The organism is Psychromonas sp. KJ10-10, assembly GCF_047323245.1.
In the GTDB taxonomy this organism is placed as follows: Bacteria; Pseudomonadota; Gammaproteobacteria; order Enterobacterales; family Psychromonadaceae; genus Psychromonas.
On record NZ_CP178826.1, the window covers coordinates 1862516 to 1877971 of the forward strand.

Genomic DNA, 15456 nt, shown 5'->3' on the forward strand with positions numbered 1-15456 from the left:
ATGAAATAGCGAGTTAGAAAGGCTTTTTCATTAGCTCGCTTGTTAAAGTTACTTTAGAATATTATTAACTTTTACTCGTTGAATTGGTTTTCAACAAAAGAAATAAGTTAAAACACTTGCTCAATTGTCACTAGTGGTATTCTGGTTGATATCGCATTTAGAGCAATATTATGAATCATTTCATCTACGCTAGTACAACAATCCATTAATACAGATACTTTGTATTTTTCTGCAGTTTTAGATATTCTTGCGTGTGTTACGCAGTTTTGCGTCATCATTCCACATATCAGCAGTTCATCGACGTTTTTATTTTTGAGTGTTATGTCTAGAGAGGTTTTTTCAAAACTATCTGCAAAAGTTTTTATTATTATTTCTTTCTTTAAACCTGCTTCCATTAGCTCAGGGTGAATTTTCACCCCTTCGCTATCTTCATTAAAAAAGGGGCCAGCCCCTGTTCTGGATCTGCTATATGTTGAATATAAATAACAGGTATATTTTTGTCATTGGCTTTTTTAATCGCTATCTTGATATTACTGAGTACTTCTTTGGTATTCCAAAGCGGGAACTTTCCGGTTGGAAAATAATCGTTTTGAGGGTCGATAACAAGTAGGGCTTTTTGCTTCATTTAGATTCTCCATCGTTTCATTTTCATGCGTAGTTTGTAAGTTGTCATTATCGCCAACTTGTAATAATACAACCAGAGTCTAAAATGACTAAAAACATGTCAAAAGTGACAACTAGGCTAAATCAATGAAAAAAATTTCTATAGGTATTTGCCATTACCCTAATGCTTTGAAATCAGCGGTCTATGGATTAGAAGAATTATTTATCATGGCAAATAAAGTATGCAAAGAGCAAAAAATAGACATACACTTTGAGCCTATAATCTTTAATAATACAGAGCTTCTTTCTCAACATTTTTCGGTTGTATTATTACCCCCAAGCTCACAAAATGATTATTATCTCAATCCTCAAATAGAGCTTATTGAATGGCTTAAACAACAGCATTTTCAAGGAGCTGTTATTGCTTCTGCTTGCGCGGGTGCATTTATTCTTGTCGCAACAGGGTTACTGGAAAACCGTTCGATCACAACACATTGGGGTTTATCGGATGTATTTAAAAAATATTTTCCTAAAATATCACTCAATACTAATGAAATTTTAATTAATCATGGTGATGTGATCAGTGCTGGTGGCATGATGTCATGGTTGGATCTAGGGTTTGAATTGGTAGAAAAATATTCATCTTCACTGGTGATGAGGCAACTTGGAAAGGTGCTTATAGTAGATACTGCATCGAGGAAACAAGGTTTTTATCAGCAATTTAATCCATTACTTTTACATGGCGACCAAAGTATTAGTGGTATTCAACAGGCAATGAATTTGGCTTATTCAAAAACAGTGTCGATTCAAGCATTAGCTAAGCAATTTAATCTTACTGAACGCACCATGCAAAGACGTTTTTTAAAAGCGACTGGTTACAATCCTAACCAATACTTGCAACGCCTTAGAATTCAAAAAGCTTGTGATCTATTAGAAAGTTCGAATTGCTCATTTGAGTCGATATCCAATCAAGTGGGATACGCAGATACCAGCGCATGTCGGAAAATATTTACAAGGACGATGGGGTTAACACCCAAAGAGTTTCGTATGCGGTTTGCTAGAAACTCTTAAATTTTGATTTTATTTCTTGCTAAGGGATGGCTTGATTTTATTTTATTAATTAAAAATCCCTAACCACAACAAAGATAACCATACTTAACTACCCCTTAAATCTGTGTTTCACTTTCTTATCACTTTTGGGTTGCAGTATTCTAAAGTGTCTTTATAATACGCGCTCAATTTTAAGCATTAGCTTAATTACTTTTAACAAAAATATAGCGGGTTCCCTCACCCCGCGCTAAATTCACAGAAAAAGGTTTATTATGTTATTACTCTCTCACGAGCAAACTCGCCGTGCGCTTTTTGTGCTAGTTGCGTTTCACATCCTTATTATCAGTGCTAGTAACTATCTAGTGCAGTTGCCCTTTACCATCATGGGTTTACATACCACTTGGGGCGCTTTTAGTTTTCCATTTGTTTATCTAGCCACAGATTTAACCGTTCGTATATTTGGTCAGCAAGTAGCGCGTAGCATTATTTTTAAAGCTATGTTGCCTGCATTACTTATATCTTATGTTATCGGGGTTTTGTTTCAACAAGGTTCATTACAAAGCTTATCTGCGTTGGCTGAAGTGAATAGTTTTGTTTTCCGTATTGCCTTTGCTAGTTTCTGTTGCTTATTTAATTGGCCAGTTAATGGATATTAAAGTGTTTGCAAAACTGCGTGAAACTAAGCGTTGGTGGGTAGCACCTGCTTTGCATCAACAGTTATTGGAAACTTTGTTGATACCTTAGTGTTTTTCTCACTGGCCTTTTACGCATCAGGGGATGCTTTCATGGCGACACATTGGCCTGAAATTGCTTTAGTTGATTATGGTTTCAAATTAGTCGTCAGTGTCGGTTTATTCTTACCTGCCTATGGACTGCTTTTACGTGTTCTTGAGCAATACATCCTTAAATCACCGGAACAGCGACACGCCATTTAGTCTAGCCATTAAAACAGCTCCACGATTGTAGTGGCTAGTAATATTAGCCACTACATTTTGACGAGTATAAAAGCTTACTCAGCTTGTTCATTGCCAAGAGATAACTCGATTTCTTCAACGTAATTCTTTGTTGAGAATAGTGGAAGTGGGCGCCCCAAATTGAAGAAAGCATTCACATGCTTGATAGCAGGTAGCTTACCACTTTCCTTAAGTACTGCAGTGGTTGTCGCTTTAAGTTCAGCTAAATCGATACCATGCTCAGCGGCGAAGGTTTCAACTGATTTATGCTTTTTCTGTTCAGAAAAAATATTTGCGAAGTCACTGTATCCCATTTTATATCCTTAAATATCATCGTGATTGTAGCGTTAATTAAACTGTTTAAATGTGCTTATAAAAGTAAGCTAAAACGCCTCGAATTTTGAGGCGCCATATTAACAGAATTCCAATTTTTTCGTTACTTTAAAAACGCGTATCTCAAATACCTGTATGTGGGGGAGGGGATAGTTGTTTATAAATGATGGACTTATTTAAAATAATCACTTATACGATTTCTTTTTAGTTTATTTATGAATCGAAATATTGAAAAAACACGCGCTATTAATTTTGATTCTCGATGTTTTGAATCTAGCAAAAATGCAGGCCGAGTTGATAGCTTTTTATAGTAGTGATTTACTTCTTTATATTCAGCCAGAGGAAAACCAATAGCTACTAAACGTTGCAATACGGTATACCAAGAAATATCAACAATTGATATCTGCTGGCCCACTAACCAATCGTTACTATTTAGTATGTTGTTAAGCTTTGTTAGCGCTTGATGATATCGAGAACAGGCTTGCTTGATCTCTTCTTCAGTTATGCCTTCATTGAGTTTTAATCGCCACCAAGCAATATCGTTAGTACGACTGGCGTTCTTTATCTCCGTTTTGCTCTTTTTCATCTATTTCATTTTCAGATTTAAGCTTTACCGGGCCAAATTGAATGGTGAGTATTCTTAATTCTATATGTAAGCTTTTTTCTAAATCTAGAAGCGCCTTTGCTTCACTCGCTTCAATACAATCTTGTTTAAAAAAGAATCGATTTTCAGTGGCATAGTTTTGGTCTAAGTAAGCAAGAATATCATTGCTTTCCACGTGGACAGTGCCATTATCAACAAGGGCAGGGACAACACCATGAGGGTTAATGCCTAAATACCAGCGACTGGAATTTTCCTGTTTACGTAAATTAATGGCATGAGCAGTCCAAGGTTGGTTGAGCTCACCCAGTAATATTCTGACCTTTTGTGAACAGGAAGAGCCTTGGCTGTGTAATAAGTGCAGACCTGTCCATGACTGTACTTCCGTTGTAGTTATTCGGTCTTTAGAAATTATCATAATTTATTTACCTATATCCCTTATTCATCATCCATTATTCATCGATTGTTTATCCATTACCTATCCCGACTAGAATAAAGTGATGACTCAATTAATCTGCAAATAAGGTATGCATGATCAAGCTTTGATAATGAACTTTAAACTCAGCACTCATAATATCTTCGCTGGCAATAATCTTATTCAAAATCGAAAAGTTAATCGGTGCTGAAATCAAACCTAATAATGCAATAAGAAAAGTGTCTGAAGTATATTTGTTAAGCCGGGGTTCGCATTTATTTGCCGCATCAAATAACTGGCTAACATACAAATGCATATCGATAATGTTTTCCGATAAATAACGAGAACGATCATTTTCAGCATCGTATTCCATACTGATTAACCTAATCATTTGAGGGTGATCAAATAATGTTTTAATCAAAACCGACACAGGCGCTTTAAATAAATTTAATTCATTTTTTTCACTGGTAGCTACTCGCGACAATGCTGTATTTAGTTCAGTGCTATAGAGTTCATTATGCCGATCAACAATAGCAAACCAAATATCTAACTTTGAACCAAAGTGGTGGCGAATTGTGCCGTGTGATACATCAGCAAGTGTTGCTATTTCGCGGATAGAGGTTGCATCAAAGCCTTTGGTTGAAAAAAGATCAAATGCACTAGCAAGAATCACATTTTTTGTAATCACAGCTTCTTCTGAAGTTTGCCGTCCTATTCGTATCGTTTTATTACTCATTTTTTCAAATCACTCGTAACAATAAATAAAATAGAGTAGGTGACTTTGTGTCACCTACCTTTAACTAAACTTTAAAGATTATTCTCTTGTGCATATAACTCAGGTAAAAAACCAGCAAGAATATTCATTTCACCAATAGCATGATCCATTAATGCAATGCCTTCATGTTTATTAACAATCAGCATACGAGCCAATGCGGTATTACCAATCAAGCCTTCAAGTGAGAAGACAGTCTGGTTTGGGTTCTCAGAATGACGCTTTTCGATATAACCCTGCCAAAAAACAGAACGCATTTCAGAACCATATTCAGTTTTAGTCACAATATGACACATCTTGCTGGCATTAATCGGCTCTTCACGCAAACCTGCAAATGCACAGATCGCAAAGCGATCTTCTGATTCTTCATAACCATTTAGAATTTCTGATGGCTCTACAAATTGAATACGCGACTTATTTAAAGTTTCACCGATATATTCATCAACAAGGTGACTCGAACCAATATGCTCGCCGATTTTTTTGTTTTCCCAATCCATCCAAACGTGTTCAGTGGGATACCAACGCTTATAGTGCTCAGTGGTTTGCATATAGTCCGCAAACCACCATCTAACCATTTCAGGCTCTACATTTGGCATACGGGTTAGCGCCTTTACCACTAAGATACCATTACCTGCTCGGTATACTCCGGTTTCAAGCTCGGTATACTTTTCAGACAGAACATCTGGGCCACGATTAGCTGTCGCCCATGGGTTAATACCAAATACGGCGATAAGAACAGTGACTATTACGGCTGGTATTACAATGTACTTTTTCACATTTGTTCCTTTTAAATAAACTTTTGCTATACGATTGTATTGCTTGTGTCTATTTAACAATACGATCGTGTAGTAAGTCAATTGAAAAATACATTTATATGCCTAATGGCTAGTAGCGACTTTAATTTTCATAGGAGCTGAAAGCCTCTTTCAAACTCAAAGCCCACTAAACAAGGCCGGCAAGTTCATTTGAGACAGCTAAAACAAGGAGGTGCATTTCTCGGTAGATGAAGCAGAGGAGTCGGTGCTATTGAGCTTGTATTTGGTAATACTTAACCTGAATTCTAATATCCAGAATTCAGGTTGTATATAACTAAACCGTCACAAACGAGTTAATCCATAGGTTACTTAGCTACTGTCAATTCTCTTCGAATTATTGCCGTTCCTTCGGTTAAGGCGGTTAATTTTCTACTGGCTACTTCGCGTGATAAAGGTGCCATGCCACAGTTGGTACAAGGGTAGAGTTTGTCAGCATCTACATACTTGAGTGCTTCGCGTAACGTATTGGCAACTTCTTCTGCTGTTTCGATAGCATCGCTTGCAACATCAATCGCGCCAACCATTACTTTTTTACCTCGAATAAGTTCAAGTAATTCCATTGGTACTAAAGAGTTATGACATTCTAATGAGATAATATCGATATTAGATTTTTGCAATTTTGGAAAGGCTTGTTCATATTGTCGCCACTCAGAACCTAATGTTTTTTTCCAGTCAGTATTTGCTTTAATGCCGTAGCCGTAACAAATATGTACTGCAGTTTCACATTTCAGTCCTTCAATGGCTCTCTCTAAACAAGCGATCCCCCAATCATTAACTTCATCAAAAAATACATTAAAAGCGGGCTCGTCAAATTGAATAATATCAACACCTGCTGCTTCTAATTCCTTTGCTTCTTGATTCAATATGATGGCAAATTCCCAAGCAAGTTCTTTACGACTTTTATAATGATCATCATACAATGTATCGATCATGGTCATTGGACCTGGCAAAGCCCACTTTATTGGTTGTTTAGTTTGCTGGCGTAAAAACTTAGCATCTTCAACAAATACTGGTTTTTGACGAGAAACAGGGCCAACAACAGTAGGGACACTTGCATCATAACGGTCACGAATTTTAACGGTTTTACGTTTTTCAAAATCAACACCATTGAGGTGTTCAATAAAGGTAGTCACAAAATGTTGTCGGGTTTGCTCGCCATCACTGACAATATCAATGCCTGCTTGTTGCTGGTTTCTAGTAATGCTAAACGTAAAGCATCTTGTTTTCCTTCCTTTAATTCATCACCTTTCAATTTCCATGGAGACCATAGAGTTTCAGGCTCTGCAAGCCAACAAGGTTTAGGTAAGCTACCTGCTGTTGAGGTCGGTAATAATGTATTGGTAGTCATTTTTTTCATAATAAATAATGCCGTATATTTAGGGAGACTTTAAAATTTAACTGTTTTATCTTACTGTTAAGCGTAGCTAGCAGACCATTGTTCAAGCACTGATTGATAGGGTTTAATGAAATTTTCTTCAGTAAACTTTCCTTGCTCATTAGCTAATTGATTGCGTTCTTCTCGATCATAAACAATTTGTGTTAATGAATAATCCTGACTCTTTAAGTTAGGTTGATAGGCGCTTCCTGCGACCACATTGGCATTGTAAATTTCAGGTCGGTAGATTTTTTGGAATGTTTCCATCGTACAAATCGTACTGATAAGCTCAAGGTTAGTGTAGTCATTAAGCAAATCACCAAAAAAATAAAATGCTAAAGGCGCGACACTATTTTGTGGCATAAAATAACGAACCTGTAAGCCCATCTTTTTAAAGTATTGCTCAGTTAAAGACGACTCATTTGCTTTGTATTCAACACCTAATACTGGATGTTCATTTTTAGTACGCAGATATGTTTTTGTATCGGAAACACTTAGACATATTACCGGTCGCTTATTAAAATTTTGTTGGTAAGTCGATGAGTTCACAAAGGATTGAAATAGCTTGCCATGTAATTCACCAAAGTTATCTGGAATACTAAATTTAGGCTGATTTTTATTATGAGCTTGTAACAAAACACTAAAGTCATAATCACGTACATAAGATGAAAAATTATTGCCTACAATGCCTTCAATCTGCTTGTTGGTTTGATGATCAACAATATTTGTTTTTAAAATTTCTATTGATGGAAAAGTATCACCACTGCCTTTTACATCGAGATCAACTGAAATAATTTCAAGCTTCACAGAATAACGATCTCCTGCAGTATTATCCCAATGTGCTAAGGTATTAAAACGATCATTCATCATCTTTAAGGCGTTTTGTAAATTGGTTTTGCGGTTCTCTCCTCTTGCTAAGTTTGCAAAATTAGTTGTTATACGGGAGTCCTCAGAAGGGTGGTAGTTTTCATCAAAAGATGTACTTTTAATGATAAATTTAAAATCTTTATTAATGCTCATCTCATATCCAATTTTTAGTCTTAAAGTCCGAATAAATCGGTTACATGTCAATTAACCTTTCATTAACTTTATCTGCATATTCGATGCGTTTATCCTCATGTCTTAATTAGGATTTATCTGAATATGCTCTAAAGTTATAAACACAGTATGATTTATACATGAATTTATTAATGAAATAAATTGACTTTAATTCAATTTTTGTTGAATTAAATTAATGATTGTTTCTTTAGTAAGTTTTAAAATGATAGTGAATAGAAGGGAGAGTCAACTTAATCGAATAATACTTAGGTCTAGCATTAAAATTGTAATTAATTATAGTTGTGGCCAATTCATAGAAGTTATAAATAGAAATTTATTTTTTAAGCCGTGGTAATGCAGGAGCAAAGTCTAACGCCATTAACAGCATTGAAAATTTTGAGCGCTATTATCGTCAGCTCCTCAATATTTAAATGAAGCATTATTGGAGATAAAAGGGCAATTGAAATAATAATCAATAAGTAGCATAATAATTTCTTCTCAACGAGATCTAAAAAGCAATTTTTAGATCAACTTTTGATGTTTTTCAAATTCTGACAAACCTCGTTTTATGCTGTTGATTTTAAAAGCTTACTAGAAGAGGAGGGTTTGAGGAGTTCCCTGTTTTTCAAGGGATTAAGACGTAGCTTTAAGTGATGGCATATTGAACATGATAGTTTGGGAAGCTCCGTGTTTTCCAAGGGATTAAGACATAAATAGCTCTTCTTTGCATTTGGTGATTATGATGCCCAAAATTGCACGATGCGAGGCTTGCCCCTTTATTTTGAACGCTTCAAAGAAGAAATCGAAACATTACACAAAAGAAGTGTCACTCTAGGTAAAGCGAGTCGACCGAAGCAACCAAAAATAGATGAATGCTACTCTGACCCCAATTATTATCGTCTATGCTGATAATTCGAATGCCTAGCTCTGGGCGTGCAGATCAGCTTATGAGCAGGCTAGACAAAGGTGAAAGTATCATGGAGCAGATGAGATGCTCTAAACGGAGGAAATATGTCAAAAACTAATGCAATAACTCTAATGTTTATAACATCGCCGCTAATGGTCGGATGCTCCACCACTCGTGAAAACTTTGTTGCCGATCTGCAGAAGCAAGGGGATAACCCCTTTATCATTGAACCCGAACTTAAAGGTCTTGAGGAAAAAATCCAATCAATTGCGATGGCCAAAAGGATATATGATGCCCCCTATCACCTTGTCTTTGACCCACGCAATGATGCCATCATTAGTCATTTCCAAGACCGTTTCAACAAACAAACCATGATGGAGAAGATTAATCTAGCCCGTGCCGGGTATGATGCGGCGGTGGCAGACCGTTACCCTCATATCGGTTCAATGAGAGGGTGTGAACTGGTAAATAACGGCGCTTATGCAGTGACTGACGAAGTGAATAATGACCAGTTTGAATGGCGCTTTGTGAAAGGCGAATGTTTCGATGGGCTGGCTCACGGGATTGGTGAAATCGTTGATGAAAAACTGAGCGCACATTTTGTCGGACGTTTTGATCAGGGGGTAATGATTGAAGGTGTGTTCACTATGCCCCTCAAAGATGGCATGAAGCTTATTCAGCTTGGAGAATTTCCCAGCAAAAATCGCACTGCTCGCCTGTTGACGACCAAAGTGAGAAAGGATGGTTTCCAATGGCACCGATACGGTGATTTTAAAGACGGAAAAATAAACGGTTTTGGCATCAACATCTGGGGGTACACCAACCTTATGGTCGTCAGATCTATTGGTGAGTTCAAGAATGGGGATTTTGATGGCTTTCGTCGCCGAGCAGAAATCCAGACCTTTCGGTGACGGCAAGGTATGGAATACCTGGATAGGCAATTATGTTGATGGAAAGCTGAATGGGCACGGAGCTTGGACCAATGGCATGGACGGGCTGGTAGTAGGGTATTGGAAAGAAAATAAACTTCACGGACAGGGATACGGCGCCTATGTCAACCAATACTACACCAATGAGAGCTACACGGGGACCTACGTTAACGGTAAGCGTGAAGGGGCTTTCAGGGTACAAACAATAGCCGACATAGGAGACCGGGTTCAGCACTTCACGAGAATTTATTCCGATGGCAAATTGATCGATGATGGTATAGAGGATAGCGCGTGCTCCTGATCTTGGCAAGTTTATTGCCTTGGGGAGCGGGTTGGCAGTGATCGGTAGCGCGGGGATTTCAGATACAAAGAAAGTGGATATAGGCAATGCCTTTGCAAAGGATGTGCTCGTCGGCGGAGACGGCCAGAACCTTAACACACTAAAAAAACAGAAGCTTGCACCGGCTGGGCAAGGGCAAACAATATCAGCGGACGATAAGGGTATATTTCAGTTAAGTTGTTACGATCCTGGTTCATTCATTTGTATCGATTATACACTTTACAGCGGGGCTAAAGCCGAACAGTTCAGGAGTCAGTGCTCCCAAGGTAAAAATAAGGTAATAGCCAGCTGTGATCATACTACCCGACAGGCCATTTGCGTACCACCAGAGTGCCATCGGTAAAACTGAGACGCATGATTATCTTTACGGCTCCGAGCCTGAGCAAGTAAAGCTGGCCTGCACCAACTCTGGTGGGCAGTTCAGGATGATCGAATAACGGCGACTACTCTGTCAGTATTTATTGAGGTAAGGGGGACATTTTCTGGTTGCTCCCTGAAAGATGTATGGCCTAGCCAAAATGACACACTCACAAGAACTTAAGTAGTAAAGGGGCAAAGCCTGAGGTATCCCCACCAATATATAATAAAGGGGTAAACGGTGTTGCTGATGATAATTTACCACGCGCTCATTACGTAATTGGCGTACTGATTTATCGATGGTAGATTTACCCAATCCGAGGCTTTCAGCAACGTTACGAACTGAACGACCAGCATCGACAAATTGATGTGCTTCGAGACGCTTCCTGTTTTCTAAGGAATTAGGGGACTCAAAGGTGGTATAAATCCCACGCACCTGAGCTTTGGTTAGTTGATGGTGGGATTAATCGTTTAGCCACTACGGTAAATTAGACACTTTAAAGCAGGGTTTTTAATGGTTAGTTTTTCTGGAGTGAAAATAAAATATTAGATAATAAATAGGTGGCGTTTCATAAATTATAAACGAAAAAATCCGCTTAACTCTAGGAGCTTAGCGGATTCTCAAATGTGGTCGGTGATAGAGGATTCGAACCTCTGACCCCCTGGTCCCAAACCAGGTGCGCTACCAAGCTTGCGCTAATCACCGAGATTTTTAAAATCATTTTAGTCTTAGGTTTTTATCTAACTAATTGATTTTATATGTTTAAATGGTGCGGAAGGAGAGACTTGAACTCTCACACCTTACGATACTAGAACCTAAATCTAGCGCGTCTACCAATTCCGCCACTTCCGCAACTATTTAAACTTTTACTACTTTGTATTTAAAAAATGGGGCGAATGACGGGGATTGAACCCGCGACAACCGGAATCACAATCCGGGGCTCTACCAACTGAGCTACATCCGCCACTAAACTTTTTAAATATGGTACGCCCTACAGGATTCGAACCTGTGGCCTACGGCTTAGAAGGCCGTTGCTCTATCCAGCTGAGCTAAGGGCGCATAAGCTGGTTATTAAATAATTTAATGTTATTAGCAATTTAGATTTTTTCTGATATTAATCAGAAATGTTACTTAAAATCTGTTTGCCTAACAATGAGCCGAGATATTACTGAGTTGAGGGGGCATCGTCAAATATTATTTAATGTTTATTTGTCGTATGCGTAATAAATAAACGCTTTAAGCTAATTAAATCATCACTTGTTTTTATTCGTTCATATAAGCACTAAATTCGCATTTATTAGAATCACTGTGATCTAGATATTCTTTCTGATTTATTAACTTTAATTCTTTATATCTACTTGATCTGGGCACAGTTTTTTTGTGGATAAAGAGGACAATAAACTCATACTTATCTTTAATTGTTTAGTTGGGATTTATTCCCATTTGTATAAATTATAACGATTGTATTAAATATGAGATCTAAATTTTACGTAGAAAAAACTGTTTAACTTGTGCTAAGCGAAAGTGAATATTTATTCTCTTTATGTCGCTTTTTACAAAATATAAACAATGCTAGGCAGTAAAATAGGTTTACTAATTATTATGATTGGTATTATTGAGGATCTGCTATGAAATTATTGCAGTGGAAGGTTATTCTACCCACTTTTTTGCCGTTATTGATACTACTATTGCCACTTTCGAGTTTTGGCATTGATGACCTCACTATTGTACAACAGCGAGTGATTGCCATTTTTGTAATGGGCGCATTATGCTGGATTTTAGAGCCAATACCTATTTATGCGACCTCGGTTTTAATTATTGTTTTAGAGCTCTTAGTCATTTCTGATAATGGCATATGGATTTTTACCGATACAAGCAATCCTCATTTGGGTAACTTACTGACACAAGCTTCTATTATGGGGACTTTTTCATCGCCTATCATAATGCTGTTTTTAGGTGGTTTTTTCTTGCTATGGCGGCCACTAAATATCGTTTAGATGTCAATTTAGCGCGTATTATGCTTGCTCCCTTTGGACAGAAACCTAAATATGTAATGCTTGGAATGATGTTGATCACTGCTGTTTTCTCTATGTTTATGAGTAATACTGCGACAACGGCGATGATGTTATCTATTTTAACTCCAGTATTATTGCTCTTTGATGAGAAAGATTTAGGAAAAATAGGGTTTGCTTTATCCGTGCCCGTTGCTGCTAATATTGGTGGTATTGCTACGCCTATCGGTACGCCTCCTAATGCGGTGGCATTGAAATATTTAAGTGATGAAAATGCCATTAGCTTTGCTAAATGGATGTTGATGGGATTACCCTTTGTAGTGGTGTTGTTGGCTTTTGCATGGGTATTATTAAATAAACTTTTCCCAGCTCAAAAGAAAGAATAATTTTAGAAATAGAAGGGCAGTTTTTACAAACAACAAAAGCTTATATTGTGTATATCACTTTTGCAGTAACGATTTTATTATGGTTAATGGGATCTTTTCATGGCATGAGTTCTTATGTTGTTGCATTAATTCCTGTCGCTGTTTTTTCAATGTTTAATATCATTAACACTGATGATCTCAAACGAATTTCCTGGGATGTATTGTGGTTAGTGTCTGGGGGCATCGCCTTAGGGTTAGCATTAGAAAAAACAGGATTAGCGGCGGCGCTGTTACAGCAATTCCATTTGAAAGCTTTCACCCTTTGTTGCTTATTGTCGGCGCTGCTGTGCTGTGCTTAGTAATGGCAAACTTTATGTCTAATACTGCAACGGCAAATTTATTATTACCCTTAGTTGCTCGCATTAGGCAGTTCAATGGGATCGTTAGTGCCCTATGGCGGACAAGTGGTGCTGATTATTGCGGTTACTTTCTCTGCATCAATGGGGATGTGTTTACCAGTGAGCACGCCACCTAATGCTTTGGCTTATGCTTCAGGGTATATAAAAACAAAACAAATGTTAAAGGTAGGATTAATCGTAGGTTCGACGGGATTATTGTTAATTTTTGTTATGTTATTTATTCTGCAGGAAATCTCATTTTTTAGCACTTAAAATGCCTCAGAGGTTATCTTTAAATGCTTTCATTTATTTCTGGTGGCCAAATTCAAGACAAAAAAACGCAACAAGTGCGGTTTCTTTAAATGTGGTCTGTGATAGAGGATTCGAACTATTGAATGCCCCAGAGGTTTTCTTTAAATACTTTCATTTATTTCTAATGGCCAAACTCAATACGAAAAAAAACCGCAACAAGTGCGGTTTCTTTAAATGTGGTCGGTGATAGAGGATTCGAACCTCTGACCCCCTGGTCCCAAACCAGGTGCGCTACCAAGCTCGCGCTAATCACCGAAAATGTTACTTCTTTTTTACTTGGAAATTGACGGGGTATCCCCTGGTCCAACTCTTATCCAAATACTGGAGATGCCCTACTAAGCTACACTAATCACCGAGTATTTTAGACTTAGTCCAGTGGACTAAGGCTTTGGATATTAGCTACTAAGTTTCGCTAATCACCGAGTATTGCAAGACTTCGTCTCATCAACGGAGCGGAATCTTACTGAGTTGAGAACACATCGTCAAATATTATTTTTGTTTATTTTGTTAGACGGACAATTAATACACGTTTTGACCATTCTCTAATAAATAACACTCGGTTTTAATCAAATCTAACGAGGTTTACGCTTTTTAGCTTTTGCGCGACGGATAGGTCGCTGGTGTACTTTCAGCCTTTTTACGTTGCATCATCTGATTACGTTCCTGTGTCGCTTTATATCGGCTTTTCTTAAGAGGTTTTTCGCTAGAACCGTCTGAAGATTCATAATTATCGCGCATTTCATAGCCAGGGTAGATAATTCGTTCGAAACGTCGCCCTATAAGTGTTTCGATATTATCTAAAAATTTCTCATCCTTTGGACTAACTAATGATATTGCTTGGCCTGTTTTCCCGGCGCGACCTGTGCGACCAATACGGTGAACATAATCTTCTGCAAGAAATGGTAAATGGAAATTAACTACATAGGGAAGATCAGGGATATCTAAACCTCGAGCTGCCACATCGGTTGCAACCAATACTCTAACTTGACCTTGAGCAAACTGTTCAATCGCTTTATTTCGAGCTCCTTGAGTTTTATCTCCATGACAAATAGTCGCTTTAATTCCATCTAATTTAAGTTCATTGGCTAGTATGTTTGCACTTTCCTTTGTACCAGCAAAGACTAAAACTTGTTTCCAATTTTTTACACCAATTAATTCAGATAAAAGCTCTCGTTTACGCGCTTCTGATACCCAATATACCTGTTGCTTTACCTTTCCTGAGGTTGAATTTGAAGGAGAAACTTCAATCGTTTTAGGTGTTTTTAACAGTTGGTTTGCTAATGTTTTTACCTTTGCTGAAAAAGTTGCTGAAAACATAATGGTTTGATGCTGTTGTTTAATCACTTCCATTAACTTTTGGATATCTGTTAAAAATCCCATGTCTAACATGCGATCAGCTTCATCTAGCACTAAATGTTTAATGTGTGAAAGGTTTACATTTCGAGCTTCTAAGTGCTCAAGTAAACGACCTGGTGTAGCAACAAGGATATCAACTCCTTCCTTAAGCATTTTGATTTGTGGAATACTATTAGCTCCACCGGTTACGACACCAGAAGTTAATCCCATAAACTGACTATAATCGCTAATGTTTTTGGCGACTTGTAATGCAAGCTCTCGTGTTGGCGTGAGAATGAGTGCTCTAATGGTGCGATTATTCGCTACTTTTTCATTGCTGGTTTTAGCCAGTATATCTAAAATAGGCAAACTAAAGGCCGCCGTTTTTCCGGTTCCTGTTTGCGCACTGGCTAACACATCTGAACCAGAACGTATCAGGGGAATGGCTTGTTGTTGAATCGGCGTTAAGGTTTTATAACCACAGGCTTTAACCGCTTTTAATAATTCTGAAGATAAACCAATTGCATCAACACTCATTTATATCA

14 protein-coding genes, 5 tRNA genes and 4 pseudogenes are annotated in these 15456 nt (G+C 37.7%); 8 read left to right on the forward strand and 15 right to left on the reverse strand.

Going from position 1 to position 15456, the window contains the following annotated elements; all coding sequences use genetic code 11:
* Positions 1–107 precede the first annotated feature (107 nt).
* Positions 108–625 (reverse strand): annotated as a pseudogene (locus tag ACLKMH_RS10615) (cysteine hydrolase family protein).
* A gap of 125 nt (positions 626–750) precedes the next feature.
* On the opposite strand from ACLKMH_RS10615, the gene ACLKMH_RS10620 reads away from it, so the two are divergent.
* The gene (locus tag ACLKMH_RS10620; RefSeq protein ID WP_413701941.1) at positions 751–1674 is read left to right on the forward strand and encodes a GlxA family transcriptional regulator; all 924 of its coding nucleotides are present in this window, start codon (positions 751–753) and stop codon (positions 1672–1674) included.
* Between the two features lie 251 nt (positions 1675–1925).
* Positions 1926–2588: pseudogene (locus ACLKMH_RS10625) on the forward strand (7-cyano-7-deazaguanine/7-aminomethyl-7-deazaguanine transporter).
* Between the two features lie 74 nt (positions 2589–2662).
* Here the strand turns inward: ACLKMH_RS10625 and ACLKMH_RS10630 are convergent.
* From ACLKMH_RS10630 to ACLKMH_RS10660, 7 genes and pseudogenes are all read right to left on the reverse strand, one after another.
* Positions 2663–2920, reverse strand: a complete 258-nt coding sequence (locus ACLKMH_RS10630; RefSeq protein ID WP_413701942.1) for a hypothetical protein — start codon at positions 2918–2920, stop codon at positions 2663–2665.
* A 191-nt stretch (positions 2921–3111) separates the two neighbouring features.
* Positions 3112–3525 (reverse strand): glutathione S-transferase family protein, encoded by a 414-nt coding sequence (locus tag ACLKMH_RS10635; RefSeq protein ID WP_413701943.1) that lies wholly within the window; start codon positions 3523–3525, stop codon positions 3112–3114.
* Positions 3482–3958 carry a glutathione S-transferase family protein gene (locus tag ACLKMH_RS10640; RefSeq protein WP_413701944.1) on the reverse strand — a complete coding sequence of 159 codons (477 nt, stop codon included), beginning with the start codon at positions 3956–3958 and terminating at the stop codon, positions 3482–3484. The genes ACLKMH_RS10635 and ACLKMH_RS10640 overlap by 44 nt, the downstream gene beginning before the upstream one ends.
* A gap of 91 nt (positions 3959–4049) precedes the next feature.
* Positions 4050–4643 carry a TetR/AcrR family transcriptional regulator gene (locus ACLKMH_RS10645; RefSeq protein WP_413701945.1) on the reverse strand — a complete coding sequence of 198 codons (594 nt, stop codon included), beginning with the start codon at positions 4641–4643 and terminating at the stop codon, positions 4050–4052.
* Between the two features lie 119 nt (positions 4644–4762).
* A complete protein-coding gene (locus tag ACLKMH_RS10650) occupies positions 4763–5503 on the reverse strand; it encodes a DAPG hydrolase family protein (RefSeq protein WP_413701946.1) in 741 nt (246 codons plus the stop codon).
* A 344-nt stretch (positions 5504–5847) separates the two neighbouring features.
* Positions 5848–6899 (reverse strand): annotated as a pseudogene (locus ACLKMH_RS10655) (methionine synthase).
* Between the two features lie 57 nt (positions 6900–6956).
* Positions 6957–7931: a DUF1852 domain-containing protein gene (locus ACLKMH_RS10660; RefSeq protein WP_413702311.1), complete on the reverse strand. Its 975-nt coding sequence runs from the start codon at positions 7929–7931 to the stop codon at positions 6957–6959.
* Positions 7932–8966: 1035 nt separating this feature from the next.
* Between ACLKMH_RS10660 and ACLKMH_RS10665 the strand changes: the two genes are divergently transcribed.
* Genes ACLKMH_RS10665 through ACLKMH_RS10675 form a run of 3 tightly spaced genes read left to right on the forward strand, consistent with a single transcriptional unit; the run spans position 8967 to position 10474 of the window.
* On the forward strand, positions 8967–9773 hold the full coding sequence (locus tag ACLKMH_RS10665; protein WP_413701947.1) for a hypothetical protein: 807 nt from the start codon (positions 8967–8969) through the stop codon (positions 9771–9773).
* Positions 9733–10092 carry a hypothetical protein gene (locus ACLKMH_RS10670; protein ID WP_413701948.1) on the forward strand — a complete coding sequence of 120 codons (360 nt, stop codon included), beginning with the start codon at positions 9733–9735 and terminating at the stop codon, positions 10090–10092. The genes ACLKMH_RS10665 and ACLKMH_RS10670 overlap by 41 nt, the downstream gene beginning before the upstream one ends.
* A gap of 31 nt (positions 10093–10123) precedes the next feature.
* Positions 10124–10474, forward strand: a complete 351-nt coding sequence (locus ACLKMH_RS10675; protein WP_413701949.1) for a hypothetical protein — start codon at positions 10124–10126, stop codon at positions 10472–10474.
* A gap of 108 nt (positions 10475–10582) precedes the next feature.
* On the opposite strand, the gene ACLKMH_RS10680 is transcribed toward ACLKMH_RS10675, so the two are convergent.
* The 5 genes from ACLKMH_RS10680 to ACLKMH_RS10700 all read right to left on the reverse strand — a co-directional run bounded on the left by ACLKMH_RS10680 (position 10583) and on the right by ACLKMH_RS10700 (position 11548).
* On the reverse strand, positions 10583–10924 hold the full coding sequence (locus tag ACLKMH_RS10680) for a hypothetical protein (RefSeq protein WP_413701950.1): 342 nt from the start codon (positions 10922–10924) through the stop codon (positions 10583–10585).
* 192 nt (positions 10925–11116) lie between these two features.
* Positions 11117–11194 (reverse strand) — tRNA-Pro (locus ACLKMH_RS10685).
* 62 nt (positions 11195–11256) lie between these two features.
* Positions 11257–11341 (reverse strand) — tRNA-Leu (locus ACLKMH_RS10690).
* 36 nt (positions 11342–11377) lie between these two features.
* Positions 11378–11453: transfer RNA gene (locus tag ACLKMH_RS10695), tRNA-His, on the reverse strand.
* 18 nt (positions 11454–11471) lie between these two features.
* Positions 11472–11548, reverse strand: a tRNA-Arg gene (locus tag ACLKMH_RS10700).
* Positions 11549–12117: 569 nt separating this feature from the next.
* Between ACLKMH_RS10700 and ACLKMH_RS10705 the strand changes: the two are divergent.
* From ACLKMH_RS10705 to ACLKMH_RS10715, 3 genes and pseudogenes are all read left to right on the forward strand, one after another.
* Positions 12118–12887: pseudogene (locus ACLKMH_RS10705) on the forward strand (SLC13 family permease).
* Positions 12888–12934: 47 nt separating this feature from the next.
* Positions 12935–13225, forward strand: a complete 291-nt coding sequence (locus ACLKMH_RS10710; protein WP_413701951.1) for a hypothetical protein — start codon at positions 12935–12937, stop codon at positions 13223–13225.
* A gap of 75 nt (positions 13226–13300) precedes the next feature.
* Positions 13301–13537, forward strand: coding sequence for an anion permease (locus ACLKMH_RS10715; RefSeq protein WP_413701952.1), 237 nt, complete (start codon positions 13301–13303; stop codon positions 13535–13537).
* 216 nt (positions 13538–13753) lie between these two features.
* Here the strand turns inward: ACLKMH_RS10715 and ACLKMH_RS10720 are convergent.
* A tRNA-Pro gene (locus ACLKMH_RS10720) sits at positions 13754–13831 on the reverse strand.
* 336 nt (positions 13832–14167) lie between these two features.
* Positions 14168–15448 (reverse strand): DEAD/DEAH box helicase, encoded by a 1281-nt coding sequence (locus ACLKMH_RS10725; RefSeq protein WP_413701953.1) that lies wholly within the window; start codon positions 15446–15448, stop codon positions 14168–14170.
* Positions 15449–15456: the final 8 nt, after the last annotated feature.

Coding starts and splice junctions, on each gene's coding strand:
- ACLKMH_RS10620 (WP_413701941.1), top strand. CDS start 751: ATGAAAAAAATTTCTATAGGTATTTGCCATTACCCTAATGCTTTGAAA.
- ACLKMH_RS10630 (WP_413701942.1), bottom strand. CDS start 2,920: ATGGGATACAGTGACTTCGCAAATATTTTTTCTGAACAGAAAAAGCAT.
- ACLKMH_RS10635 (WP_413701943.1), bottom strand. CDS start 3,525: ATGAAAAAGAGCAAAACGGAGATAAAGAACGCCAGTCGTACTAACGAT.
- ACLKMH_RS10640 (WP_413701944.1), bottom strand. CDS start 3,958: ATGATAATTTCTAAAGACCGAATAACTACAACGGAAGTACAGTCATGG.
- ACLKMH_RS10665 (WP_413701947.1), top strand. CDS start 8,967: ATGTCAAAAACTAATGCAATAACTCTAATGTTTATAACATCGCCGCTA.
- ACLKMH_RS10670 (WP_413701948.1), top strand. CDS start 9,733: ATGGCTTTCGTCGCCGAGCAGAAATCCAGACCTTTCGGTGACGGCAAG.
- ACLKMH_RS10715 (WP_413701952.1), top strand. CDS start 13,301: ATGGGATCGTTAGTGCCCTATGGCGGACAAGTGGTGCTGATTATTGCG.
- ACLKMH_RS10725 (WP_413701953.1), bottom strand. CDS start 15,448: ATGAGTGTTGATGCAATTGGTTTATCTTCAGAATTATTAAAAGCGGTT.